Genomic DNA, 25015 nt, shown 5'->3' with positions numbered 1-25015 from the left:
AGCCGGAGCGGGGCAGGGGCGGTGTCAGAGAGTGGCGCGGTAGGTCGTGATCTCTTGCAGGATGCTGAGAACCGTCGTCGCAGAGGTGCGCGCATTTCCCGCCGACCCGGTGGCGTCGATCTGCATCTGGTAGCGGCAGAGCGGCGAGACGACCTCGTAGGCGTGCTGGTTGCCCTGCGCCGCCGGATCGGCCACCAGCGCGACGCGCATCGTGTCGAAACCCGCACCTGCCAGCGCCAGCGCCGCCACCACATTGGCGTTCTTGGGATATTGCAGTGCTGCCTGACGCCCGCTGCCGGTGAAAAACGTGGCCGCTTCCTCCAGCCGATCCAGATTCACCGCATCCTCTGCTGGTGATCCCTTCCACGCCTGCGGCGGCTTGCGCCCGGTATAACTCACCTCAACCTTGCCCGACAGCGCAACGCCGCGCAGCAGGTCCAGTCCGCCGATGGCCCCGCTGGGCAGGATGATACGCGCCTTTCCCTCGCGGGCAGCGGTGTCCATTTGCTCTTGAAACTGTGAATCGGCCAGCGCGCCGAGCGAGGCGATCACCATGTCATGCCCCGCCCGCAACAGGGCTGGCCCATGGTCGCGCAAGGCCGCATGGCCCGCACATTCCACGATCAGTTGCGGACGCGCGTCAGTCAATGCCTCAAGGCTGGTGACAAAGCGGACCGGCGGCGCGCCCTTCAGGGGCTGTGCCGCATGACGTTCCGCCGCGTCCGAGGCAGGCCGGATCAGCGCGGTGACCTGCCTCACCTGCGACGGTGTGAGCCGTTCGATCAGGGCGGCTGCGATATTGCCGTATCCGATCAATCCCAGATGCATGTCTCGATCCTTGCCGTGGTGCTGTCTTACTCCGCCGATGCTTGGCGGAACCAGGTGATGATGGCGGCGCGGTTCTCGTCCGTCATGGTACGGATCGCGTTGGGTGGTGGCATGGCGTGGCTCGCGCCGGCCTGAAGAAAGATCATCTTCGCGTGCCGCGCCACGTCACTCTCGGTCTCCAGCACGACGCCCTTGGGCGGCCAGCGAATGCCATCCCAGGCCGGTTCGCGGGCATGGCACATCGAACAGTTGCCCAGCACGATGTCATAGGCATCCTCGAACCCCGGAGCCGAAGCGAACTGCTGTTCATAGGGGGTCAGCTCTCGCGCCTCGGCGTCGTCATAGTTGTCCAGCATCGACGCGGTCGACAGCCACGCGATCAGCACCATCAGCAGCACGGTCACGGCCCACGTCCAGTGCGGCCCCTTGCCGGTGGCGTGCAGGGTGTTGAAATAATGCCGAATGGTGACACCTGTGAGGAAGATCAGGCTGGCGATGATCCAGCTATATTCCGTCGCGAAGGCCAGCGGGTAATGGTTGCTGAGCATCAGGAAGATGACCGGCAGCGTCAGGTAGTTGTTGTGGGTCGAGCGCAGCTTGGCGATCTTGCCGTATTTCGGATCCGGCGTGCGGCCTTCCTGCAGGTCTTTCACCACGATATGCTGGTTTGGCATGATGATGAAAAACACGTTCGCGGTCATGATCGTGGCGGTGAAGGCCCCCAGATGCAGCAGCGCGGCGCGGCCGGTGAAAATCTCGTTATAGCCCCAGGACATGACCGTCAGGATCACGAACAGCAGCAGCATCAGTACGGTCGGCGTCTCGCCCAGCTTGGATTTGCACAGGAAATCATATGCGATCCAGCCGATGGTCAGCGATCCGCCCGAGATCACGATGCCCTGCCACAACGCCAGATCGGCCTTGGTGGGATCAAGCAGATACAGCTCTCCGCCGACCCAGTAGACAATCATCAACAGCGCCGCACCGGATAGCCATGTCGCGTAACTTTGCCATTTGTGCCAGACGAGATGTTCGGGCATGTGCTCTGGCGCGACCAGATATTTCTGGATGTGGTAGAACCCGCCGCCATGTACCTGCCATTCTTCGCCAGAGGCCCCGGTGGGCAGGTTAGGGGCCTTTACCAACCCCAGATCAAGGGCGATGAAGTAAAATGACGCGCCGATCCAGGCCATCGCGGTAACGACATGCAGCCATCGCACGGCAAATCCCGCCCAGTCCCACATGACGGCTAAATCATACATGTTACGCCTCCCAATTTTCGCTGCGGCCTGACTAGGCGGAAATCATCTTTTTTGGTATCGCCCTAAATGCCCAAGCTGTATCAAAAAAAGCAGAAGAAAGCAGATTAGCATAGAGCGAAACGGCACAAGGCGGCACACAATCATGTCCTATTTTGACAATATCCGCACTTTTGTCCGCGTTTACGAATTGGGCAGCATGTCGGCCGCCGGGCGCGACCTGCGGATTTCGCCCGCCGTCACCTCGTCGCGGATTTCGCAGCTCGAATCGCATCTGGGTGTGCGGCTGTTTCAGCGGACCACCCGGAACCTGACCGCGACCGAGCAGGGCGTGGCATTTTACGGTGGTGCGTGCCAGGTGCTGGAAGCGGTCGAAGCCGCCGAGGCCCAGGTCGTCAATATCACCGACCAGCCGCGCGGATCGCTTTATGTGGCGGCACCGCTGGGCGTGGGCCGCCGCCTGATCGCACCGCAAGTGTCTGCATTTCTGGCGAAATACCCCGAGGTCAGCGTGCGTCTGCGCCTGACCGACCGCAAGGTTGACCTGACCACCGAGGGGCTGGATCTGGCGTTTTTCCTTGGCCAGCCCGAGGACAGCAACCTGCGGATCAAGAAGATTGCCGATGTGCAGCGGGTGCTGTGCGCTTCGCCGGACTATATCAAGGCCCACGGGCATCCGCGCAGCGGCGACGATCTGGACAAGGGCAAGCATGAATGCCTCAACCTGCGCTATCCTGGCGCGACAGAATTCCAGTGGCCGCTGATGACCCCGGAGGGCCCCAAGCGCTACCGCGCGCTCGGACGCTATGAATGCGATGACGGTGACGTTCTGGTGGACTGGGCGCTGGCCGGGCACGGAATCTCGCTGAAACCCGTCTTCGAGGTTGCCGACCATCTGGCGTCGGGCGCGCTGGTCGTGGTCGCGGAAGATACGCCGCCCGAGCCGATCCAGATGGCGTGCCTCTTTACCCACCGTCGCCACCAGGATCCCAAGACGCGGCTGTTCATGGAGTTCGTGATCGAGCGGATCCGCGACGTCATCAAGGTGACCGGACCCGAGGGTTAAAGGCGAAACGTTTTAGCTGCCGCGATAGGTCGAGTAACCGAACGGCGACAGCAGCAATGGCACATGATAATGCACTTCCTCGGACATGCCAAAGCGCAGCGGGATCACATCCAGAAAGCGCGGGTTTTCGGGGGCAACGCCGGTCCGGTCCAGGTAATCACCGGCATGAAACACCAGTTCATAGCTCCCGGTCCGAAACTCTGCTGACGGCAGGATCTGCGCATCGGTCCGGCCGTCATCATTGGTAACAAGGGTTTTCAGGTGAGTCCGCTCCGTCCCATCAATGCGATATAGCTCGATCGAAAGTCCTTCGGCAGGGCAGCCGCGCGCAGTATCAAGAACATGGGTGGTCAGATAGCCAGACATGAGATTCTCCATGGGTTTTCGGCAATGTCTCAACTCTGCATGATTGACGCAAACCCTGACAGGTTTAAGGCTCCTTACCGATTTTTTTGAAAAACAAACAGATTGTTTTGAAATACAATCATCCCACCCAGGAGGACGAACAGTGACCAGATACCCGCGTGACATGACAGGATACGGCGCTACGCCGCCCGCCGCCAATTGGCCGAACGGTGCAAAGATCGCCGTGCAGATTGTGTTGAACTACGAAGAGGGTGGCGAAAACAACATCCTTCACGGTGATGCCGCCTCCGAGGCGTTCCTGTCGGAAATCACCGGGGCGCAGCCCTGGCCGGGGCAACGTCACTGGAACATGGAAACGCTCTATGAATATGGATCGCGCGCCGGTTTCTGGCGTGTGCATCGCATGTTGGGCGATCTGCCGATCACAGTCTACGGCGTTGCCACCGCGCTGGCGCGTGCGCCCGAACAGGTCGCTGCGATGCAGGCCTCGGGCTGGGAAATCGCCAGCCACGGCCTGAAATGGGTCGAGCACAAGGACATGCCCGAAGCCGAGGAGCGCGCGCAGATCGCAGAAGCGATCCGCCTGCACACTGAAGTGACGGGCGCGGCGCCGCGCGGCTGGTATACCGGGCGCTGCTCCAACAACACCGTGCGGCTGGCGGCAGAGACAGGTCAGTTCGCCTATGTCGCCGACAGCTATGGCGATGATCTGCCCTACTGGGTGCGCACAGGCGGCCGCGACCAGCTGATCGTGCCCTACACGATGGACTGCAATGACATGCGGTTCGGCATCCAGGCGGGCTTTACCAATGGCGAGCAGTTCGAATCCTACCTCAAGGACAGTTTTGACTACCTCTACGAGGAAGGATGCGCTGGGCAGCCCAAGATGCTGTCCATCGGGTTGCATTGCCGCATCGTCGGGCGTCCAGGGCGGGCCGCCGCGTTGCGCCGGGCACTGGAACATTTCAAATCGCACAAGGGCGTCTGGTTCGCGACGCGGTTGCAGATTGCCGAACACTGGGCATCGCAAAACCCGCCCCTGCGCCAGATGCGCGCCTCCGAGATGGACCGCGAAACCTTCGTTGCCGAATTCGGCTGCATCTTCGAGCATAGCCCGTGGATCGCCGATGGCGCCTATGACCTTGAACTGGGGCCAACCCATGACACCGCCATGGGTGTGCATCAGGCCCTGACCCGGGTGTTCCGCAGCGCCGACGCCGACAAGCGGCTGGGCGTGCTGACCGCACATCCCGATCTGGCTGGCAAACTGGCCGAGGCCAAGCGCCTGACGGCTGAATCGACCGCCGAACAGGCATCGGTCGGCCTGAACGAGTTGACCGACGAGGAACGCGCGAGTTTTACCGCCCTGAATGACGCCTACACGTCGAAATTCGGCTTCCCGTTCATCATCGCGGTGCGCGACAACACCAAGGCCTCAATCATGGAGGCGTTCCGCCGCCGGATCGACAATGACCGCGACACCGAATTCGCCGAGGCCTGCCGTCAGGTCGAGCGCATCGCGCAACTGCGCCTGTTGGAGAAGTTTTCGGCATGACGATACGGATCAAGACCGAACCGCTGACCGCCGAGGCACTGGCGCCTTACGGCGACGTAATTCAGGCCACGGGCAACCCGGAAAAACTGATCAATCAGGGCAGATGTGCCCGCTTCCACGACCGCGCGCGCCTCGATTTCTCCGATGGCCGCGCCGGTATCAGCATTTTCAAGGGCGAGAAGGAAACGCTGCCACTGCCGCTGAAAATGGTCGAGCGGCACCCCGAGGGCAGTCAGGCTTTCGTGCCGATGTCGGCCGATCCCTTTCTGGTGGTCGTGGCCGAAGATGATGGCGGAGTGCCGAAAAATCCGCGCGCGTTTTTGACCGAGCCGGGGCAGGCGATCAATTTTCACCGGGGCACATGGCACGGCGTTCTGACCCCTCTGTCAGAGCCGGGCCTTTTTGCAGTGATCGACCGCATCGGCGATGGCGCAAACTTGGAAGAACACTGGTTCGAAACATGCTATATGATCGAAGAATGACCGTTTCCGACGATTGACCAATATGGCGGCGGGCGGTCAGCGCGTCACAGCGAACAGGGAAGGAACCCAGCCAATGGCAGATACTTCCATCGGGACGCCAGAACAGCTCCGGGATCCGGATTATACACCGGCGCTCCACCGTGCCATCCCTCTGGGGATTCAGCACGTGCTGGCAATGTTCGTGTCGAACGTCACGCCGGCGATCATCATCGCGGGGGCTGCGGGGTTTGGTTTCGGCTCTGACGCGGGCGCGCAGAACTTTCCTGACATGACCTACCTGATCCAGATGTCGATGCTGTTCGCCGGGATCGCGACCCTGTTTCAGACCATCGGCTTCGGTCCCGTGGGGGCACGCCTGCCGGTCGTGCAGGGCACCAGCTTTGCCTTCATTCCGATCATGATCCCGCTCGTCGCGGGCAAGGGCGTCGAGGCGCTGCCGGCCCTCTTTGGCGGTGTCGTCATCGGTGGCCTGTTCCACACCTTCATCGCCACCTTCATCGGCAAGATCCGCTTTGCCCTGCCGCCGCTGGTCACGGGGCTTGTGGTCACCATGATCGGTCTGGCGCTGGTCAAGGTCGGTATCCAGTATTCTGCCGGTGGCGTGCCTGCGATCAACCAGCCTGAATATGGCTCCTTGCTGAACTGGTCCGCCGCGCTGGTCGTGGTCCTCGTGACGCTCGGGCTGAAATTCTACGGGCGCGGCATGCTCGCGGTCTCTGCCGTCGTGATCGGAATCCTTGTCGGTTATCTCTATGCCCTGATCATGGGCATGGTGACCTTCGAAGGCATCGCCTCAAGCTGGAACAGCGCGGCCCCGGTCGCCTTTCCGATCCCGTTCAAATACGGCTTCGAGCTGAGCTTTGCCGCAATCGTCGGCTTCTGCCTGATGGCCTTTGTATCCGCGGTTGAAACCGTGGGTGACGTATCGGGCATCACCAAGGGTGGCGCGGGGCGCGAGGCTACCGAGGCGGAGATCACCGGCGCGACCTATGCCGACGGTCTCGGCAGCGCGGTTGCAGGCGTCTTTGGCGGCTTCCCCAACACCTCGTTTTCCCAGAATGTCGGCCTCATTGCCATGACCGGCGTGATGAGCCGCCATGTGGTGACGATCGGTGCGATCTTCCTGATCGTCTGCGGCATGATCCCCAAGGTGGGCGCCGTGATCCGCACCATCCCGATCGAGGTTCTGGGCGGTGGCGTTATCGTGATGTTCGGCATGGTCGTGGCCGCGGGTATCTCGATGCTGTCGGATGTGAAGTGGAACCGGCGCAACATGGTGATCTTCGCGATTGCCCTGTCAATCGGTCTGGGTTTGCAGCTTGATCCCAAGGCGGTTCAATATCTGCCGGATACCGCGCGTATCCTGCTGACCAGCGGTCTGCTGCCTGCGGCCCTGATCGCCATCGTCCTGAACCTGATCCTGCCCGAAGACCTGTCGGACGAGGCCACCGATGAAGTCTCTGGCGGTTTGGCCGGTCACGGCGACGGCGAACTGGTCAAGGACCACCGTTCCTGAAATCACCTCTCCCATCCGCCCTCGCCACCGATATGGCCGATAGCAGGGCGGGTTGACCCGCTGCGCGAAAGGCTGAACAAGACGGGCGCAGGCGATGACGCGCCCGCGTCCCTTTTGGTGGTGTATGCCCATGTTCGATCTCATCGTCCTGATCCTCGCGGGCTTCGGCGCCGGCGCGCTTAACACCATAGCGGGGGGCGGCACTTTCCTGACCTTGCCGGCCCTGATCTTTACCGGTGTGCCGCCAGTGGCGGCCAACGCCACCAGCGCGGTCGCGGTCTTTCCGGGCTATGCCAGCGGCGCGCTTGGGTTTCTGCCCGAAATGCGCGCTTTCGACCGCGCGCTTCTGATCCGCCTGACACTGGTGACATTGGCGGGCGCGCTGCTGGGCAGTCTGCTGCTGCTGGTCTCGTCAGACGCGGCGTTTTCCGTGGTTGTGCCGGTCCTGCTGCTCGGTGCGACGCTGGTGTTTCTCTTTGGGGGGCCGATCCGGGCCTGGGCGGCGGCCAAATCGCGCTCGGTGACGCCTTACGGCAGTGCCGGGCTCTTCGCGGTCAGCGTCTATGGTGGCTATTTCAACGGCGGGCTGGGGATTGTCCTGCTGGCGCTCTTTTCACTCTGGGGGATGTCGAACCTGCACCAGATGAACGGATTGAAGAACGGGCTCTCTTTCGCCCTGTCGGGCATTTCGGTGGCAACCTTTGCCGTGGCGGGCCTTGTCGAGTGGCACCAGGCAATCGTGATGATGATCGCCTCGACCGCCGGGGGCTATGCCGGGGCGCCGCTGGCGCGGATCATTCCGATGCCGGTGCTGCGCGGACTGATCGCGGCCATCGGCTTTGGCATGAGCGCGGTGTTCTTTGCCCGGCTGTTCTGACCCTGCGGCTCAATAGCCCCAGAGCAGCGCCAGCCCGGGCATCCAGCCAGTAGTGATGCCGAGAAACGAAGTGATGATCCCGGTCACGCGCTTGATCGGCCAGCGCCCGACATGCCGCAGGAAGTTGAGAAACCACAGCACCGCCCAGCCCGCCCAGCAAAGCCCGAGCCAGACGTCCATCAGCCCGTTTGCCGTGCCAAGTCCGACCACCGCCATGGGCAGCACGGTGATGGCCACGAAAAAGCTGAACCACCCCAATCCCCGCTCGTCGCAATCGTAGATCTGGTTATAGGCAACCCATAGATAGGTGATGGCAAAAAGCAGCGTCATCGCGGCCGCGCGGACACCGTCGATACTGTCGGCCAGGATGGCGCTATGCACCGCCACCAGAAAAGAGAGGCCGGCCACAACCAGATTGATCACGATTATCTCGCGGCTTGCGATCTTGTCGCATTGCCACAGACCGTTGAGAAAGAGGACGGCCCCGACATAAAGCAGCGCCAAGCCCAGCAACATGGTTCAGTCCTTCCTTCAAGCCGTTCCGGCAATAGCCTGCGGCCACAATAATGCGAAAATGCGGGTGTGGCCTATGCGTGTTCTACATGGTTTTGCAAAAAGCTGCATATTGGAATTTTTGCGAAAGCTCTCCGTCGCGCCGGGGGCCGGGCAGGGAGGGCGGACAGGCCTGCGATAAGGGAGAGGTTCACAGACCTGCCGTTGGTCGCTCTCGGGGGGAATGCCCGGATTTCGGCGACCAATCCTGTCGTTTCCGATGTCGGGGCCGTAAAACCCGGCCCGCTCGATCAGAAATCGACCTCGATGGTGATGCCCTTCTGCACCGCCAGTTCCACGACGCTGGCGGCAACCGCCAGATCCTGCAGGCCCACGCCGGTGCCATCGAACAGGGTGATCTCATCCTCTGATCCGCGTCCGGTATGGGTGCCGTTGATCACCGCGCCCAGCTGATGCACATCGGCCTCGGTGATCAGCCCCGCCGCGATTGCGTGCTGCGCCTCGCCGATGCTGACCGATTGCGCCACCTCGTCGGTAAAGACCGTGGCCCGCGCCAGCAGCGCCGGATCGACCTCCTGCTTGCCCTTCGTGTCGGTGCCCATGCAGGCGATATGGGTGCCGGGGCTGACCTGATCGGCCTTCAGGATCGCGTCAAATGACGACGTGATGGAAATCAGCACATCGGCCGCGCGCAGCCCGTCCAGCTCGACCGCCTCGAAGGGCAGCCCCGCCTCGTCGGCGACCTTTTGCAGGTTGGGCAGCATCTCTGGGTGGAAATTCCAGCCGATGACCTTATCGAAGGTGCGCTGCTCCAGTGCCGCGCGCAACTGGAACGTGGCCTGATGGCCCGCGCCGATCATGCCGATGACGCGGGCATCCTCGCGCGCCAGATGCTTGATCGAAACCGAAGACGCCGCCGCCGTGCGCAATGCGGTCAACAGGTTGCCGCCAACCATCGCGCGGACTCGGCCAGTGTCCGGATCGAACAGGAACACCGTGGACTGGTGGTTGATGATACCGTGCTTTTCGAGGTTGTTCGGCCAGTAGCCCCCGGCCTTCAGCCCCAGCGCCATGCCCGCCTTGTCAAATCCGCCCTTGAAGCCATAAAGCGCATCCTCGTGCCCGATCGCCTCGCGGATCACCGGAAAGTTGTAGGCGTCCTGCGATGCCATTGCGGCAAAGACCCCTTCGACGGCGTCAAATGCGGCGCCTCTGGTCATCAGGTCGGCGATTTCACGTTCGGGAACGATCAGCATCTTTCGGGCTTTCTTCTTTGGGAAACTACTCCGGGGGGCCGGGGCAGGGCCCCCGACGGATCGCGGCGCGCCTGTGCGCCGCGAAGCTCTTGCTCAGTAGGCCTTGCCGCGGGCCGAGACGGGCCAGACGGTTTCGACCTTGCCGTTCCGAACGCCCACGTACCAGTCATGCACGTTGCAGGTCGGATCGCAGTGACCGGGAACCAGCCGGAGCTTGTCATTCACCGCCAGCGCGCCATCGGGATCAGCAACCACGCCATGTTCGTCCGAACATTTCACGTATTCGACATCAGTGCGGCCAAAGATGAAAGGCAGCCCGCTATCGACCGACTGCGCCTTGAGCCCGGCATCGACAATCGCCTTGTCGGCCTTGGCATGGCTCATCACCGTGGTCAGGATGAACAGCGCGTTTTCCCACTCGCCGTCGTCGATCCGCTTGCCATCCTTGTCCAGGATACGACCGTAATCGGCATCCATGAAGGCGTAAGAGCCGCATTGAAGCTCGTTATAGACGTTCGAACCGCTCTCGAAATAATACGAGCCGGTGCCGCCGCCGCCCACGATATCGCATTCCAGCCCGTTGCTTTTCAGCCCCTGAACCGCCTCGGCGACCTGCGCGATGGCCGCATCCAGCTTTTCCTTTCGGTCGGCATAAAGGTCCATGTGCTGCATCGCGCCCTGGTAGGCCTGAATACCTGCGAATTTCAGGTTCGGTGCCGCGTCGATCAGCTTGGCGATGTTCACGACGTCCTGCGTGGTGCTCACACCGCAGCGCCCGGCGCCGCAATCGATCTCGACCAGCGCCTCCAGTTCGGTGCCATGTTTCACCGCCGCCTCGGACAGCGCCTTGACGTTCTCGGGGTCATCGACACAGACCAGAATGCGCGCGCCCCTCTTGGGCAGGCGGGCCAGCCGGTCGATCTTGGCCGGTTCGGTCACCTGGTTGGACACCATCACATCCTTGATGCCGCCGCGCACGAACACCTCTGCCTCGGAAACCTTCTGACAGCACACGCCACAGGCGGCGCCCAATTCCTGTTGCAGCTTCAGCACGTCAACCGACTTGTGCATCTTGCCATGGGCGCGGTGACGCATGCCATGCGCCTTGGCATAGTCGCCCATTTTCTTGATGTTGCGCTCCAGCGCATCCAGATCCAGCACCAGGCAGGGCGTCTGGATATCGGCCTCGTCCATGCCGGGAACGGCCGGAATGTCATAGCCGACTTCGAACTTCGAAAAATCTACAGATGCATTCATGGTCTTTTCCCTCACTTGAGCCACGGCAGCAGGTCTAGATCGACATTGCCGCCCGTGACGATGATACCGACGCGCTTGCCCGCGAACCGGTCCTTGTTTTTCAGTACGGTCGCCAGCGGCACGGCGCTGCTGGCTTCCATGACGATCTTCATCCGCTTCCAGATCAGTTTCATCGCATCGATGATCTCGTCCTCGCTGGCGGTCAGAATATCCGTCACGTGGTTCGAGACAAAATGCCATGTCAGTTCCTTCAGCGGCACCTTCAGCCCGTCGGCGACGGTGTCGGGCGCATCATCGGCAATGATATGGCCCGCCTTGAAGCTGCGACAGGCGTCATCTGCCTGCTCGGGCTCGGCCGCGATGATCTGCACCTCGGGGGCGATGTTCGACAGGGTCAGGCAGGTGCCCGAGATCATGCCACCGCCACCGATCGGGGCCACCACCATGTCGAGCCCACCACCGTGATCCGCCTGCACCTGCTCCAGCAATTCGCGGCTGCAGGTGCCTTGCCCGGCGATCACCCGCGGATCGTTATAGGGATGCACGAAATCCCCTCCGGTCGCGGCCTGCACTTCGGCAAACACTGCCTCGCGGCTGCTGGTCGATGGCTCGCACTCGGTGATTTTGCCGCCATAGCCCCTGACGGCATCCTTCTTGGCCTGCGGCGCGGTGCGTGGCATGACCACGTTGCACGGGATTCCCCGCCGGCCCGCCGCATAGCTGAGCGACAGCGCGTGATTGCCCGAACTGTGGGTGCACACGCCTTTGGCCGCATCCGCGTCGGACAGGCCAAAGACGGCGTTGCACGCGCCCCTGACCTTGAACGCCGCCGCTTTCTGGAAGTTCTCGCATTTGAAGAACAACTGCGCGCCAGTCAATTCGTCGAGATAGGACGAGGTCAGAACGGGGGTGCGATGAATATGGGGTTTGACCCGTTCATGCGCCGCCTTCATGTCTTCGAAGGTGGGAATATACATCTGACCTCGCTCCCTTTTTCAGGCTGCTCTCTGCAGGGCAACCACGCGATTGTTTCGGTAGTATTCCTGCGCTGCGGCAACGCCGGAGCCCAGCGTGATATCCAGCCCGAGATCGACCATGCACATCTCTGCCGTGGCCAGTCCGCTCAGCATCATCACATCCGTCAGGCTGCCCAGGTGGCCGATGCGGAACGCCTTGCCGGCCAATTCGCCCAGGCCCCCGCCAAGGGCAACGCCGTAGACATTGCTGGCATGGGTCACGATATCGGTTGCGTTGAACCCTTCGGGCGTGCGGACGGCGCTGACGGTATCGGAATAGGTGTCAGGCGACACGGCGCAAAGCTCCAGCCCCCAGGCATCGACGGCGGCGCGCACGCCTGAGGCGATCCGGGCATGACGGGCAAAGACGTTTTCCAGCCCTTCGTCCAGCAGCATCTCCAGCGACAGCTTGAGCCCGTTCATCAGCCCGGCAGGGGGCGTGTAGGGGTATGCGTTGGCGTTGTAGCCACTCTGCATGTCATTGATATCAAAGAAGGTGCGCGGCAGATCGGCGGTTTTGGAGGCGGCGATGGCCTTGTCCGAGAAACCGATGATCGCAAGCCCCGGCGGCAACATGAAACCCTTCTGGCTGCCGGTGACGGCGATATCGACACCCCATTCGTCAAACCGGAAATCCATCGACCCGATCGAGCTGACACCGTCCACGAACAGCAGCGCCGGATGGCTGGCGGCGTCCAGCGCCCGGCGAATGGCCGCGATGTCGGATTTCACGCCGGTGGCGGTTTCGTTATGCGTGGCCAGCACGACCTTGATCTGATGGGCGGTATCGGCGCGCAGGATTTCCTCGTAGCGGTCGGCGGGCAGGCCCTGACCCCAGGGGGTTTCGATGACCTGAACATTCAGCCCGTGACGCTGGCACATGTCGATCCAGCGGTGACTGAACATGCCGTTGCGCGCCGCCAGAACGCCGTCACCCTTGCTAAGCGTGTTGCTGATCGCGGTTTCCCAACCGCCGGTGCCGGTGGAAGGGAAGATGAAGATCTTGGCATTGTCGGATTTCATAACCCGGCGCACACCGTCAAGGCAGGGATGCAGGAGCTTGCCGAAAACGGGCGAGCGGTGGTCGATGGTCGGCATGTCGCAGGCCCGGCGCAGGGCTTCGGGCATGTTGGTGGGACCGGGGATGAATGTGGGGTTCTGAAAGCTCATTGTTGTCTCCTGTTGACCTCGGGTTGATGACCTCTGACCCCTTTGTATTTGCTCGGCACATCTGACGATACTTTTTTGAAATCGTTTTTCGAAAAATTGAAAAATTGAAAAATCAAGCATTGTCAGTGCGTTGTATTTTTCATATGGTGATTTAGATTTTCACGTGGACAAAGATGCATCTCATGAAATCGCAGGATACTCCCGAAAAAAGCCCCCGGCGGGCGCGCGGTCGGCCCCGCGACTGGCATGACAAGACGGCCCAGAACACCATCAAGTCTCTGGACCGCGCGATGGAGGTGCTGGAGTATCTCAGCGAAGGCCCGGGCAAGGCGCTGACGACCCTGGCCAGCGATTTGGGGCAGTCACCAGCCACCATTTACCGCATCCTGATCACGCTGGAGGGGCGGGGGCTGGTCGAGTTCGACCAGGTGGATCAGGTCTGGCATGTCGGGCCGCGCGCCTTCGTGATCGGTGCGCGTTTCCTGCGCCGCACCAGCGTAGTGGAACGCGCCCGCCCGATCCTGCGCGCGTTGATGGAGGAAACCGGCGAGACCGCGAATCTCGGGATCGCCCAGCATGGTCATGTGCTGTTTGTCAGCCAGGTCGAAACCCATGCCAGCATCCGCGCGTTCTTCCCGCCCGGTACGCTGACACGCATGCACGCCTCCGGGATCGGCAAGGCGCTGCTTGCGGAAATGGATGCCCCCCGGATCGAAAGGTTTCTGGCGGCCGCGCCGCTGGAGCAATTCACCGAATTCACGCTGGTCACGCCCGAGGCACTGATGGCCGATCTGCGCGCCATCCGGGAACGGGGCTATTCGATCGACGGGGAAGAGCGCAATCTGGGTATGCGCTGTATCGCGGCACCGGTCTTTGACATCCACAAGGAGCCGGTTGCGGGCATTTCGGTCTCCGGCCCGACATCGCGCATCGGCACGGACCAGATCGCGGACCTCGCGCGGGCCGTGGTTGCCGCCGCCAATGACCTGACCGTGGCGATCGGCGGCGGATCGTAGCCGGTCGCGGCTTTAGCCCGCAACGCCCGCCGGGCGCAGTGCCATATGCCGGTTCACATCCTTGTAGAGCAGATAGCGGAACTTGCCGGGCCCGCCCGCATAGCAAGCCTGCGGGCAGAAGGCGCGCAACCACATGTAATCGCCGGCCTCGACCTCGACCCAATCGGAGTTCAGCCGGTAAACCGCCTTGCCCTCCAGCACATACAGCCCGTGCTCCATCACGTGGGTTTCCAGAAACGGGATGACCGCGCCCGGCTCGAACGTGACGATGGTCACATGCATGTCGTGGCGCAGATCGGCAGGATCGACAAACCGCGTCGTTGCCCATTTGCCATCCGTGCCGGGCATCTCGGTCGGTGCGACCTCGGTCTCGTTGGTCACGATAACCTCTGGCATGGGCAGGCCATCAACCGCCTCATATGCCTTTCGGATCCAGTGGAACCGCAGCACCTCATCGCCGGTGTTGCGCAGCGTCCAGCCGCTGGCGGGCGGCAGATAGGCATAGCCACCCGGTGTCATTTCATGCGTCGCGCCATCCACGGTCAGCGTCGCGCTGCCTTCGACCACGAACAGCACGCCCTCGGCGCCGGGATCAGTCTCGGGCCGGTCCGAGCCGCCGCCCGGAGCCACTTCCATGATGTATTGCGAAAACGTTTCGGCAAACCCGCTGAGCGGGCGGGACAGAACCCAAAGCCGCGTGTCATCCCAGAAGGGCAGGAAACTGGTGGTGATATCGCGCATCGTCCCCTTGGGGATCACGGCATAGGCATCGGTAAACACTGCCCGGTCCGTCAAAAGCTGTTCCTGCCCGGGATGTCCGCCCTTGGGCGCAAAATAATTTGGTGCCATGGGTCACGCTCGCCTTGATGAAGTCACTCCAACTATAGGATGCGCGCGATTCCGGTGCCACGGCGATTGCCCAGATAGAACCTTTCGCGAAATTTTGATAAAAACTTCGATATTCAAGCGCGGCGGAAGAAAGGGCTGGAAGGCCGCAGCCCATTGCCGTTCGTGGCTCAGATGAGTGATCCCGAGGGGCGGAAGGCAATGACCGCTGCGAGCGCAAGGCGACCAATGCTGCAGTTTCACGAATGTCAGCTTTAAAGACAATCCAACTTCACATATTCCGTTCGGCTCAGGCGCAGGACAACACAGCCACAGAAGCGCTTATGTCGGCCATAAGGCTTTGAATGCTCTTTATGGCGGACAACCCTCGTTCTGCGCAAATGCACAAAAGATTCGTCAGCCTCTTGCAAGAGACGAGGTTTAGTCAGAGAGCAGGATCAGCTGCTTTTGCGACGCCGAACCAAGGCCAAAAGTCCCATGCCACCCAATAGCAAAGGCAGGCCCGCAGGCAATGGTACGGCCGAAGGCGCGCGCACCGTCAGATCGGTAAAACGAAAGTCGATACGTTCGCGCGCACTAGCAGTCGTAGATGACGTGAATAACATGGTCGGCGCGTCGAAATCCGCGAGAACCAGCGGGTTAGGGAAGACGGTGGATGAAAAGGCCGCCGCGGTGGAATCCCGGATTATAAAGCTAATACGGTCATAGTATTGCCCATCAGAAGGGACATCGTTCAACCCTACAAACTGATCAAAACCACCAATGTTGTCGACCCGGGTACCGTCCAGCGTCCCAGCAGCACCGATCGCAAATTCGTTGATCGTGATGCTGGCAGGACCGTATGTTGCAGAAGTCGCTGCCGCCGACACCAAGGTATCGTCCAGCACCAACGTGCCGCTGAGTGTCGAGAACCCTGCCGCCGTGTCAACAATCGTGCTCGCGGCGTTCGTCCCGCTCCGCGATTCGAACGCCGCGGTGAAATCATATGTATATGTCGCGGCATGGGCAGGGATCGCGAGCAAACTGGTCAGAATGGAAAGAATAATTGGTTTCATGGAAATAGTCTCCAAATGCAATTTCAACAGCACACTCTTAAGGAAAAAGGAATAAATAGCATGTTGTCGCAGTTTTGTTCTCGAATCAAGCCTGCCGAGGTACGTGTGCCGAAATACGGGCATTCTTTGCTCCACCGGTATTTATGCTCGAGCGGAAGTCGATTCCTAATTTCGAAAGCGGAGTTGCTCGGGGTTTCTCGATTTTATCCCGATGATTGAGCACGAAAGCAGACGCTCAGTTTGCTAGGCAGGATGGCAGGTTTGTCCCGCAAAACAGACCTCCGGCGCGCCCGGCCCCTGGTGACTTCCTCGGGGCCACCCGCGCCGGATTTGGGCGGCTTAACTGGCCGACTGCCGCGCGGCTGCTTTCACTTCCAGCCGCCGGGCGTGCAGGGTCGGTTCGGTATAGCCGGACGGGTCTTTGGTGCCTCCCAGAACCAGATCGCAAGCCGCCTGAAAGGCGATTCCGTCAAATCCCGGCGCCATCGGCCGATAGTTCGGATCACCGGCGTTCTGCTTGTCCACGACCTCGGCCATCCGGCGCATGATCGCCATGACCTCGTCGCGGCTGACCACCGCGTGATGCAGCCAGTTGGCAATATGCTGGGCCGAGATCCTGCAGGTCGCGCGGTCCTCCATCAGCCCCACATCGTTGATGTCGGGCACCTTGGAACAGCCCACGCCCTGATCGATCCAGCGCACCACGTAGCCCAGAATGCCCTGCGCGTTGTTCTCGACCTCGCGGGTGATCTGCGCCTTGGTCCATTTGCGGTACTGCGCCACCGGGATATCCAGCAACGCCTCGACATAGGCGCGGCGGCCCTGCCTGGCCAGATCGGCCTGCACCGCGAACACATCTACCTTGTGGTAGTGCAGCGCATGCAGGGTCGCGGCGGTGGGGCTGGGCACCCAGGCGCAATTTGCCCCCGCCTTGGGGTGTTCGATCTTGGTTTCGATCATCGCGGCCATGCGGTCGGGCATGGCCCACATGCCCTTGCCGATCTGGGCCTTGCCCGACAGGCCGCATTCCAGCCCGATATCGACGTTCTGGTTCTCATAGGCGGTGATCCAGCCCTTGCGCTTGATGAAATCCTTGCGGCTGAACGGCCCGGCCTCCATCGAAGTGTGGATCTCGTCGCCGGTCCGATCCAGGAACCCGGTATTGATGAAGCAGACCCGGTGCCGGGCGGCGCGGATGCATTCCTTGAGGTTGACGCTGGTGCGGCGCTCTTCGTCCATGATGCCCAGCTTGACCGTGTGCGCGGGCAGGCCCAGCACGGTTTCGACATGGGCAAAGATCTCGTCGGCAAAGGCGACTTCTTCGGGGCCGTGCATCTTGGGCTTGACCACATAGACCGAGCCGGTGTGCGAATTGCGCGGGCCGGTCGATTTGTTCAGGTCGTGCATTGCGATCAGCGTGGTGATCATCGCATCAAGCAGCCCCTCATACGCCTCGTTGCCGTTGCGATCCAGGATCGCCGGGTTGGTCATCAGGTGGCCGACATTGCGCACCAGCAGCAGTGCGCGCCCCTTGAGCGTGATTTCACCGCCATCCGCGCCGGTATAGCTGCGGTCGGGGCTGAGCACGCGCGTGACCGTCCGGCCCCCCTTGTCAAAGCTTTCGGTCAGATCGCCTTTCATCAGGCCCAGCCAGTTGCGATATGCCACCACCTTGTCCTCGGCATCGACGCAGGCCACGGAATCCTCGCAATCGACGATCGCCGACATGGCGGATTCCAGGATGACATCGGCCAGCCCCGAGGGCGTTTCGCGCCCGATCGGGTGGTCGCGGTCAAAGCAAAGTTCGACATGCAGCCCGTTATTGCGCAGCAATACCGCGCTGGGGGCGTCGGCCGGGCCGCGATAGCCGATGAATTTTTCCGGATCGATCAGGGCAGAGCCGTCAACCTTCAGCTTCCCATCGCGCACCGCGTATTGCACCGCCTTGCCGTGGCTGGTGTCGCGCAATGGAAACGCCTCGTCCAGAAAGACCGCGGCGCGGGCGACGACGCGGGCGCCGCGGCCAGTGTCGAACCCGCCAGAGGGCGGCACCGAGCCCATCGCATCGGTGCCGTAAAACCCGTCATACAGGCTGCCCCAGCGCGCGTTCGCAGCGTTCAGCACGAAGCGTGCATTGGTGCTGGGCACAACCAGTTGCGGCCCTGCAACCTGCGCGATCTCGGGATCGACATTCGCGGTTTCGATCTTAAAATCATCCCCCTCGGGCAGCAGATAGCCGATCTCGCTCAGAAATGCCTTGTAGGCGGTGCCGTCATGCGGCTGGTTCCGCCGGTCGCGATGCCATTTGTCGATTGCTTCCTGCAATGTGGCGCGCTTTTCCAGCAAAGCGGCGTTGCGGGGACCGAAATCGTGAATCAGGTCTGCCAGCCCGGCCCAGAACGTATCGGGCGCGACACCCGATCCGGGCAGGGCTTCGGTCTCGATGAAGGCGACCAACTCAGGTGAAATCTGAAGATCGTTGCGAATGACGCGCTCGGGGGTGGGCTGACTGGACGGCATGAGTCTCTCCTCAAACGATGAAGGGGGTGAGAGTGGCGGTGCTCTCAAGTACCGCATGCGGTGGTATACCGCATTTTCGCGCTGGCTTGAATGGCAAATCCCGCCGGGGTACTCATTTGGATGGTCAGAAACTTGGATAGGACTTTCAAACAAAATTTGAAAATAACGCTCTCCGGCCGGGCAAGGCCCGGTTTCGGTGACGTTGTTCCGCAATCCCAAAACGAAGCCATCGCGATGGAGAACGCCCGCTGCACCGCAAACTGACGCAGCACCCGCTCGCCTATACACCTAGTGTATAAAGCGTTATGCTTAGCGTTAATCCTGAAAAAAGGGTGCCAAGGCATGACATCGACCTACAGGGATGTGAAATCGGACATCCTGTCAAAGATCACCAAGGGTGAATGGCAACCGGGCAGCCTTGTGCCCAACGAGGTCGAACTGGCCGAAACCTACGGCTGCGCGCGCGCCACTGTGAACCGGGCGATGCGCGAACTGGCCGATGAAGGGATCATCGAGCGGCGCCGCAAGGCAGGAACCCGCGTGCGCATGGCTCCCTTGCGGCAGGCGCGTTTCGACATTCCCATCGTCCGCTGCGAAATCGAGGAGAAAGGCGCCGAATACCGCTATTCCCTGGTCAGCCAGATCGTCGAGGATGTGCCCGCCTGGCTGCGCGGACGGCTCAAGCTGCAATCAGGGGGGCGGTCGCTGCATCTGGTCTGCATGCATTACGCCGACGGCGATCCCTACCAGCACGAGGATCGCTGGATCAGTCTCGATGCCCTGCCGGACGCGGAAACGGCTGATTTCACCACGACGGGCCCCAATGAATGGCTGGTCTCGACGATCCCGTTCTCGGATGCGGAAATCAGCTTTTCCGCCGCACTGGCGGACAAGAACATCGCGGACCATCTCAGTTGCAGTCTCGGCGACCCGGTTTTCACGGTCGAACGTTCGACCTGGTGGGAAGGGCAGGCGCTGACCTATGTCCGGCTCACCTACCGCCCCGGCCACCGCCTGACCACGCGCTACTAGGGCGTTCCGCGCAATCCCATATTCCGCGTTCTCAAGAAAATCTCTGGGGGCGAGCCATAAAAAAACGCCGCCGCCCGGATCGGGGCAGCGGCGCTAGGGATGATGTTACAGGATGCCGGGCAGGTTCAGCCCGTTTTCCCGCGCGCAATCCAGCGCGATGTCATAGCCCGCATCGGCATGGCGCATGACACCGGTGGCCGGATCGTTCCACAGAACCCGCGCGATGCGCCGGTCTGCATCCTCGGTCCCGTCACAGCAGATCACCATGCCAGAATGCTGGCTGAAGCCCATGCCGACACCGCCACCGTGGTGCAATGACACCCATGTGGCCCCGCTGGCAGTGTTGAGCAGCGCATTCAGCAGTGGCCAGTCGCTGACCGCGTCCGAGCCATCCTTCATCGCTTCCGTCTCGCGGTTGGGCGAGGCGACCGAGCCGCTGTCCAGATGGTCGCGGCCAATCACGATCGGTGCGCTCAGCTCGCCGGTGCGCACCATCTCGTTGAAGGCCAGCCCCAGCTTGTGACGCACGCCCAGACCGACCCAGCAGATCCGCGCGGGCAGGCCCTGAAACGCAATGCGCTCGCGTGCCATGTCCAGCCAGTTGTGCAGGTGGCTGTCCTCGGACAGGATTTCCTTCACCTTGGCGTCGGTCTTGTAGATATCCTCTGGATCGCCCGACAGGGCGGCCCAGCGGAACGGGCCGATGCCCCGGCAGAACAGCGGGCGAATGTAGGCGGGTACGAAACCGGGGAAATCAAAGGCGTTTTCCAGCCCTTCTTCCAGCGCCATCTGACGGATATTGTTGCCATAATCGACCGTGGGGATGCCAGCGGCGTGGAAATCCACCATCGCCTTGACCTGCACCTTCATGCTGGCGCGGGCGGCCTTTTCCACGGCCTTGGGGTCGCTTTCGCGCTTGCCGCGCCATTCCGCCATCGTCCAGCCCTGCGGCAGGTAGCCGTTGATCGGGTCATGTGCGCTGGTCTGGTCCGTGACGATATCGGGGCGCACGCCGCGCTTGACCAGTTCGGGGAACACATCGGCGGCATTGCCCAGCAAAGCGACTGACTTTGCCTCACCGGCCTTGGTCCAGCGGTCGATCATTTCCAGTGCTTCATCAAGGCTTTCGGTCTTTTCGTCGACGTATTTCGTGCGCAAACGGAAGTCGATGCTGTCAGGGTTGCATTCAACCGCCAGACAGCACGCACCGGCCATCACGGCGGCCAGCGGCTGTGCGCCGCCCATGCCGCCCAGACCGCCCGTGAGGATCCATTTGCCGGTCAGATCGCCACCGTAATGCTGGCGGCCCGCCTCGACGAATGTCTCGTAAGTTCCCTGCACAATGCCTTGGGAACCAATGTAAATCCACGATCCGGCCGTCATCTGGCCGTACATCGCCAAACCCTTTTTATCGAGCTCGTTGAAATGGTCCCAGTTCGCCCAATGCGGCACGAGGTTGGAGTTGGCAATCAGCACGCGCGGCGCGTCCTTGTGGGTCTGGAATACGCCCACGGGCTTGCCCGACTGCACCAGCAGCGTCTGGTCCTCTTCGAGGTCTTTCAGGCTGGCCACGATCTTGTCAAAGTCGTTCCAGGTGCGTGCCGCCCGCCCGATGCCGCCATAAACCACCAGCTCATGCGGGTTCTCGGCCACGTCAGGGTGCAGGTTGTTCATCAGCATCCGCATCGGCGCCTCGGTCAGCCAACTCTTGGCCGTGATCTCGCTTCCGGTCGCGGGATAGATGTCACGGGTGTTCTTGCGGGGATCGCTCATGTGTTGCCTCCAAGGGTAGGGGCCATGTCGGCCAGTTTTGTCAGGATCTGCTTCAGGATCGGGCGCAGCCGCGCGGCCTTGGCGGCGTCATATTCCCAGGGGGCCGCCTCATCCGTGAGGTAGGTTGATTGCGCCAGCTCCATCTGGATCGCGTGGATGCCGCTGCCGGGCTGGCCATAGTGGCGGGTGGTCCAGCCGCCCTTGAACCGCCCGTTGATCACCGAGCTGTAGCCCTTCGCCCCGGCACATATCTCGGCCACGGCGCTTTCGATGGCCGGATCGCAGGTTGTCCCCAGATTGGTGCCAATGTTGAAACCCGGCAAGGTGCCTTCGAAAAGATAGGGGATAACCGACCTGATCGAGTGGCAATCGTACAAGATCGCCACGCCGTGAATGTCGCGCACCCGCGCCAGTTCAGCCTCAAGCGCCGCATGGTACGGTGCGTGGAAGGTCAGGCGGCGTTCTTCGATTTCGCTGTCGCTGGGCGGCCTGTCCCAGATGTCATTGCCGTCGAAATCGGTCAGCGGTACCAGCCCGGTGGTGTTCTGTCCGGGATAGAGCGACGCGCCCGACGGGTCGCGATTGGCATCGATGACATAGCGGTGGAACATGGCGCGTACGGTCGTCGCACCTTCCAGCAGCCCGTCGTAAAGCTCGTGGATATGCCAGTCGGTATCATCCAGCCCCTTGCCACGTGCATTCAGCTTGGCGGAGACCACATCGGGAATATGGGTTCCGGTATGCGGCAGGCCCAGAACAATCGGGCTGTCGCCCTGGTTCACTTCAATCGCGTTCATGCAGAAATCTCCGGCATTGTGATCCCGGCGGCAGCCACGATGGCCCCGCTGGCGATGATGGTGGCGGCGCGCTCCAGATCGGGCGCCAGATAGCGATCTTCGCCCAGGGTCGCGACATCCTCGCGCACACGCGCCACGACGCGCTGCAATGTCTCGCTGGTTTTCAGCGGCGCGCGAAACTCGATGCCCTGCGCGGCGCAGAGCAGCTCCACCCCGAGGATGCGCTCCAGGTTCTCGACCATCTGCCCCAGACGCCGCGCGCCATGTGCGGCCATGCTGACATGGTCCTCCTGGTTGGCGGATGTCGGCGTGCTGTCGGTGACGCAAGGGTTGGCCAGATGCTTGTTCTCGCTCATCAATGCGGCGGTGGTCACTTCCGCGATCATATAACCGCTGTTCAGGCCCGGATTGGGCGTCAGGAACGGCGGCAGGTTGAAGCTGAGCACCGGATCGACAATCAACGCCACGCGCCGCTGCGCAATCGCGCCGATTTCGGCGATCGCCAGCGCGATCATGTCGGCGGCAAAGCCCACCGGCTCGGCGTGGAAATTGCCCCCCGAAACGATCAGGTCGGCCCCCACCAGCACCAGCGGGTTGTCAGTGGCGGCGTTCGCCTCCACTTCCAGCGTGCGGGCGGCCATGCGCAGCACGTCCATCGCAGCACCCGTCACCTGCGGCTGGCAGCGGATGCAATAGGGGTCCTGCACGCGGGCGTCATCCACCACGTGGCTTTCGCGGATTTCAGAGCCGTCCAGCAGCGCGCGCATCGTTGCCCCGGCCTCGATCTGGCCCGCATGGCCGCGCAAGGCGTGGATCTCGGGCTGCAAGGGTGCGGTGGAACCCATGATCGCGTCAGTGCTCAGCGCCGATGTGATCAGCGCCGAATGCGCCGCGCGCCATGCGCCAAAAAGCCCGGCCAACGCGAAAGCGGTCGAGAATTGCGTGCCGTTGATCAGGGCCAGCCCTTCCTTGGGGCCAAGCGCCACCGGCGTCAGGCCCGCCGCTGCCAGTGCATCGGCACCCGGCATCACTTTTCCGCCGAATTCGGCCTCGGCATGGCCCATCATCACCGCGGCCATATGGGCCAGCGGTGCCAGATCACCCGACGCCCCGACCGACCCCTGCGCCGGGATGACGGGCGTCACGCCCTTGGCCAGCATCCCTTCCAGCAGATGCACCAGCTCCAGCCGCACACCCGAGGCGCCGCGCCCGAGGCTGAGCAGTTTCAGCGCCATCAGCAGCCGCGCGTGGCGGCGCGGGATCGCGGGGCCTACGCCGCAGCAATGCGACAGGATCAGGTTGCGTTGCAACGCGGCGGTATCTTCGGATGCGATCTTGACGCTGGCCAGTTTGCCGAACCCGGTATTCACACCGTAAACCGCATCGGTGCCTGCGACGGCCTGCGCGATGCGGTCATGCGCCAGTTCGATCGCGGCGTGGCACGACGGATCAAGGCGCACAGACGCTTCGTTCCAATAGATATTTGCAAGATCGGCCAGCGTCACTGCACCGGGGGTGAGGGTCAGGATCGTCACGATTTGCCTCCGAAAATGCGGGAGTGAAGGGGGTTATAGCCGATACGGTACGCCAGTTCGGCAGGGTGCGCCACGTCCCACACCGCCAGATCGGCGCGCAGGCCGGGAGCGATGCGCCCGCAATCGTCCAGCCGCAGGGCCGCGGCAGCGTGGCGCGTGACGCCCGCCAGCGCCTCTTCGGGTGTCATGCGGAACAGGGTGCAGGCCATGTTCATGGTCAGCAAGAGCGATGTCATCGGCGACGATCCGGGGTTGCAGTCGGTGGCCAGCGCCATCGGCACGCCGTGTTTGCGCAGCGCGGCGATGGGCGGCATCTGCGTTTCGCGCAGGGTGTAGAACGCGCCGGGCAGTACCACGCCAACGGTGCCGGCCTCGGCCATCGCGGCCACGCCATCCTCGTCGAGATATTCGATATGATCCGCCGACATCGCGCCATAGCTGGCCGCCAGTTTTGCACCGCCCAGGTTGGACAGTTGCTCTGCATGCAGTTTCACCGGCAGGCCCAGCTCTGCCGCCACGTCAAAGACCCGCGCGATCTGCGCCGGTTGGAAGGCGATGCCCTCACAGAACCCGTCAACTGCGTCCACCAACCCTTCGGCATGGGCAGCGCGCAGGGCGGGGATGCAAATATCGTCGATATAGGCATCTGCATCGCCGCTGAATTCGGCAGGCACCGCATGTGCGCCCAGGAAACTGGTGGTGACGCGTACTGGCCGGTGCCGGGCAATTGCACGCGCGGCGCGCAGCATCCGCAGCTCGGTCTCAAGGTCCAGCCCGTAGCCCGATTTGATCTCAAGCACGCAAGCGCCCTCGGCCAGTATCGCATCGACTCGGGGCAGGGCGCTGGCAATCAGCGCCTCCTCACTGGCGGCGCGCGTGGCTTTCACGGTCGACACGATCCCGCCACCGGCGCGCGCGACTTCTTCGTAGCTGGCGCCGTTCAGGCGCATCTCGAACTCTACGGCGCGGTCGCCGCCATGCACGATATGGGTGTGGCAATCAATCAGGCCCGGCGTCACCAGCCGCCCGCCCAGCGATGTCTGCGCCAGCGCGGCGTGGTCCTGCGGCAGCTTGGCCTTGGGACCGACCCATGCGATCATGCCGTCCGTGATCGCGATGGCGGCATCCTCGATCAGACCATACGGCGTGTCCGACACGGCCAGTGTCGCCACGGACAGATCGGTCAGAATCTGGCTGTTGTCAGTCATTGCGAGTCTCCGGCTATGTCGATTTCTCTTTTCTTGTACGATTTAATGTGAGATATGTCTATACATAAACGC

Annotated in this window: 22 protein-coding genes; 7 read left to right on the top strand and 15 right to left on the bottom strand. The window is 62.1% G+C overall.

The annotated features are described in order from the left end of the window. Positions 1 to 24: 24 nt before the first annotated feature. Together O3306_RS08095 and O3306_RS08090 are read right to left on the bottom strand one after the other, a co-directional pair. A complete protein-coding gene (locus O3306_RS08095) occupies positions 25 to 828 on the bottom strand; it encodes an aspartate dehydrogenase (RefSeq protein WP_272005492.1) in 804 nt (267 codons plus the stop codon). A 26-nt stretch (positions 829 to 854) separates the two neighbouring features. Then, a complete protein-coding gene (locus tag O3306_RS08090; protein ID WP_272005490.1) occupies positions 855 to 2090 on the bottom strand; it encodes a urate hydroxylase PuuD in 1236 nt (411 codons plus the stop codon). A 142-nt stretch (positions 2091 to 2232) separates the two neighbouring features. On the opposite strand from O3306_RS08090, the gene O3306_RS08085 reads away from it, so the two are divergent. Then, positions 2233 to 3153 (top strand): LysR family transcriptional regulator, encoded by a 921-nt coding sequence (locus tag O3306_RS08085; RefSeq protein ID WP_272005487.1) that lies wholly within the window; start codon positions 2233 to 2235, stop codon positions 3151 to 3153. A gap of 12 nt (positions 3154 to 3165) precedes the next feature. On the opposite strand, the gene uraH is transcribed toward O3306_RS08085, so the two are convergent. Further along, positions 3166 to 3519: a hydroxyisourate hydrolase gene (gene uraH, locus O3306_RS08080; protein ID WP_272005577.1), complete on the bottom strand. Its 354-nt coding sequence runs from the start codon at positions 3517 to 3519 to the stop codon at positions 3166 to 3168. A gap of 142 nt (positions 3520 to 3661) precedes the next feature. On the opposite strand from uraH, the gene puuE reads away from it, so the two are divergent. The 4 genes from puuE (at position 3662) to O3306_RS08060 (ending at position 7949) form a co-directional block, all read left to right on the top strand. After that, positions 3662 to 5074: an allantoinase PuuE gene (gene puuE / locus O3306_RS08075; RefSeq protein WP_272005484.1), complete on the top strand. Its 1413-nt coding sequence runs from the start codon at positions 3662 to 3664 to the stop codon at positions 5072 to 5074. After that, positions 5071 to 5556 carry an ureidoglycolate lyase gene (locus O3306_RS08070; protein ID WP_272005481.1) on the top strand — a complete coding sequence of 162 codons (486 nt, stop codon included), beginning with the start codon at positions 5071 to 5073 and terminating at the stop codon, positions 5554 to 5556. Before puuE ends, O3306_RS08070 begins: the two co-directional genes overlap by 4 nt. Before the next feature lie 73 nt (positions 5557 to 5629). Then, positions 5630 to 7072, top strand: a complete 1443-nt coding sequence (locus O3306_RS08065) for a nucleobase:cation symporter-2 family protein (RefSeq protein ID WP_272005479.1) — start codon at positions 5630 to 5632, stop codon at positions 7070 to 7072. Between the two features lie 130 nt (positions 7073 to 7202). After that, the gene (locus tag O3306_RS08060; protein ID WP_272005475.1) at positions 7203 to 7949 is read left to right on the top strand and encodes a sulfite exporter TauE/SafE family protein; all 747 of its coding nucleotides are present in this window, start codon (positions 7203 to 7205) and stop codon (positions 7947 to 7949) included. 9 nt (positions 7950 to 7958) lie between these two features. On the opposite strand, the gene O3306_RS08055 is transcribed toward O3306_RS08060, so the two are convergent. The 5 genes from O3306_RS08055 to bhcA all read right to left on the bottom strand — a co-directional run bounded on the left by O3306_RS08055 (position 7959) and on the right by bhcA (position 13161). Beyond that, positions 7959 to 8465: an AmiS/UreI family transporter gene (locus O3306_RS08055; protein WP_272005472.1), complete on the bottom strand. Its 507-nt coding sequence runs from the start codon at positions 8463 to 8465 to the stop codon at positions 7959 to 7961. A gap of 287 nt (positions 8466 to 8752) precedes the next feature. Continuing rightward, the gene (bhcD, locus tag O3306_RS08050; RefSeq protein ID WP_272005469.1) at positions 8753 to 9718 is read right to left on the bottom strand and encodes an iminosuccinate reductase BhcD; all 966 of its coding nucleotides are present in this window, start codon (positions 9716 to 9718) and stop codon (positions 8753 to 8755) included. Positions 9719 to 9811: 93 nt separating this feature from the next. Next, positions 9812 to 10975 (bottom strand): 3-hydroxy-D-aspartate aldolase BhcC, encoded by a 1164-nt coding sequence (gene bhcC / locus O3306_RS08045; protein ID WP_272005467.1) that lies wholly within the window; start codon positions 10973 to 10975, stop codon positions 9812 to 9814. An 11-nt stretch (positions 10976 to 10986) separates the two neighbouring features. Further along, on the bottom strand, positions 10987 to 11952 hold the full coding sequence (gene bhcB / locus O3306_RS08040; RefSeq protein WP_272005464.1) for a beta-hydroxyaspartate dehydratase BhcB: 966 nt from the start codon (positions 11950 to 11952) through the stop codon (positions 10987 to 10989). Positions 11953 to 11970: 18 nt separating this feature from the next. After that, positions 11971 to 13161, bottom strand: a complete 1191-nt coding sequence (gene bhcA, locus O3306_RS08035) for an L-aspartate--glyoxylate aminotransferase BhcA (protein ID WP_272005461.1) — start codon at positions 13159 to 13161, stop codon at positions 11971 to 11973. Between the two features lie 182 nt (positions 13162 to 13343). On the opposite strand from bhcA, the gene bhcR reads away from it, so the two are divergent. Next, positions 13344 to 14177 (top strand): HTH-type transcriptional regulator BhcR, encoded by an 834-nt coding sequence (gene bhcR, locus O3306_RS08030; protein ID WP_272005458.1) that lies wholly within the window; start codon positions 13344 to 13346, stop codon positions 14175 to 14177. A gap of 12 nt (positions 14178 to 14189) precedes the next feature. Here bhcR and O3306_RS08025 read toward each other — a convergent pair whose 3' ends face one another. The 3 genes from O3306_RS08025 to O3306_RS08015 form a co-directional block, all read right to left on the bottom strand. Continuing rightward, positions 14190 to 15026 (bottom strand): bifunctional allantoicase/(S)-ureidoglycine aminohydrolase, encoded by an 837-nt coding sequence (locus O3306_RS08025; RefSeq protein WP_272005455.1) that lies wholly within the window; start codon positions 15024 to 15026, stop codon positions 14190 to 14192. 434 nt (positions 15027 to 15460) lie between these two features. Next, positions 15461 to 16201 carry a VPLPA-CTERM sorting domain-containing protein gene (locus O3306_RS08020; protein WP_272005452.1) on the bottom strand — a complete coding sequence of 247 codons (741 nt, stop codon included), beginning with the start codon at positions 16199 to 16201 and terminating at the stop codon, positions 15461 to 15463. A 216-nt stretch (positions 16202 to 16417) separates the two neighbouring features. After that, positions 16418 to 18598 carry a malate synthase G gene (locus O3306_RS08015; protein ID WP_272005450.1) on the bottom strand — a complete coding sequence of 727 codons (2181 nt, stop codon included), beginning with the start codon at positions 18596 to 18598 and terminating at the stop codon, positions 16418 to 16420. A 342-nt stretch (positions 18599 to 18940) separates the two neighbouring features. Between O3306_RS08015 and O3306_RS08010 the strand changes: the two genes are divergently transcribed. Then, the gene (locus O3306_RS08010) at positions 18941 to 19630 is read left to right on the top strand and encodes a UTRA domain-containing protein (RefSeq protein WP_272005447.1); all 690 of its coding nucleotides are present in this window, start codon (positions 18941 to 18943) and stop codon (positions 19628 to 19630) included. Positions 19631 to 19735: 105 nt separating this feature from the next. On the opposite strand, the gene hutU is transcribed toward O3306_RS08010, so the two are convergent. The 4 genes from hutU to hutI are packed head-to-tail and all read right to left on the bottom strand — an operon-like array spanning position 19736 to position 24943. After that, the gene (gene hutU / locus O3306_RS08005; protein WP_272005444.1) at positions 19736 to 21403 is read right to left on the bottom strand and encodes a urocanate hydratase; all 1668 of its coding nucleotides are present in this window, start codon (positions 21401 to 21403) and stop codon (positions 19736 to 19738) included. After that, complete coding sequence (gene hutG / locus O3306_RS08000) at positions 21400 to 22200, bottom strand: N-formylglutamate deformylase (RefSeq protein ID WP_272005441.1); 801 nt, start codon at positions 22198 to 22200, stop codon at positions 21400 to 21402. The genes hutU and hutG overlap by 4 nt, the downstream gene beginning before the upstream one ends. Then, positions 22197 to 23729 (bottom strand): histidine ammonia-lyase, encoded by a 1533-nt coding sequence (gene hutH / locus O3306_RS07995; RefSeq protein WP_272005574.1) that lies wholly within the window; start codon positions 23727 to 23729, stop codon positions 22197 to 22199. Before hutH ends, hutG begins: the two co-directional genes overlap by 4 nt. 2 nt (positions 23730 to 23731) lie before the next feature. Continuing rightward, positions 23732 to 24943 (bottom strand): imidazolonepropionase, encoded by a 1212-nt coding sequence (gene hutI / locus O3306_RS07990; protein ID WP_272005438.1) that lies wholly within the window; start codon positions 24941 to 24943, stop codon positions 23732 to 23734. Between the last annotated feature and the right edge of the window lie 72 nt (positions 24944 to 25015).

Origin of the sequence: Roseovarius sp. ZX-A-9, assembly GCF_028369135.1 — a bacterium.
GTDB lineage: Bacteria > Pseudomonadota > Alphaproteobacteria > Rhodobacterales > Rhodobacteraceae > Roseovarius.
This window is presented reverse-complemented; position numbering and strand designations above follow the sequence as displayed.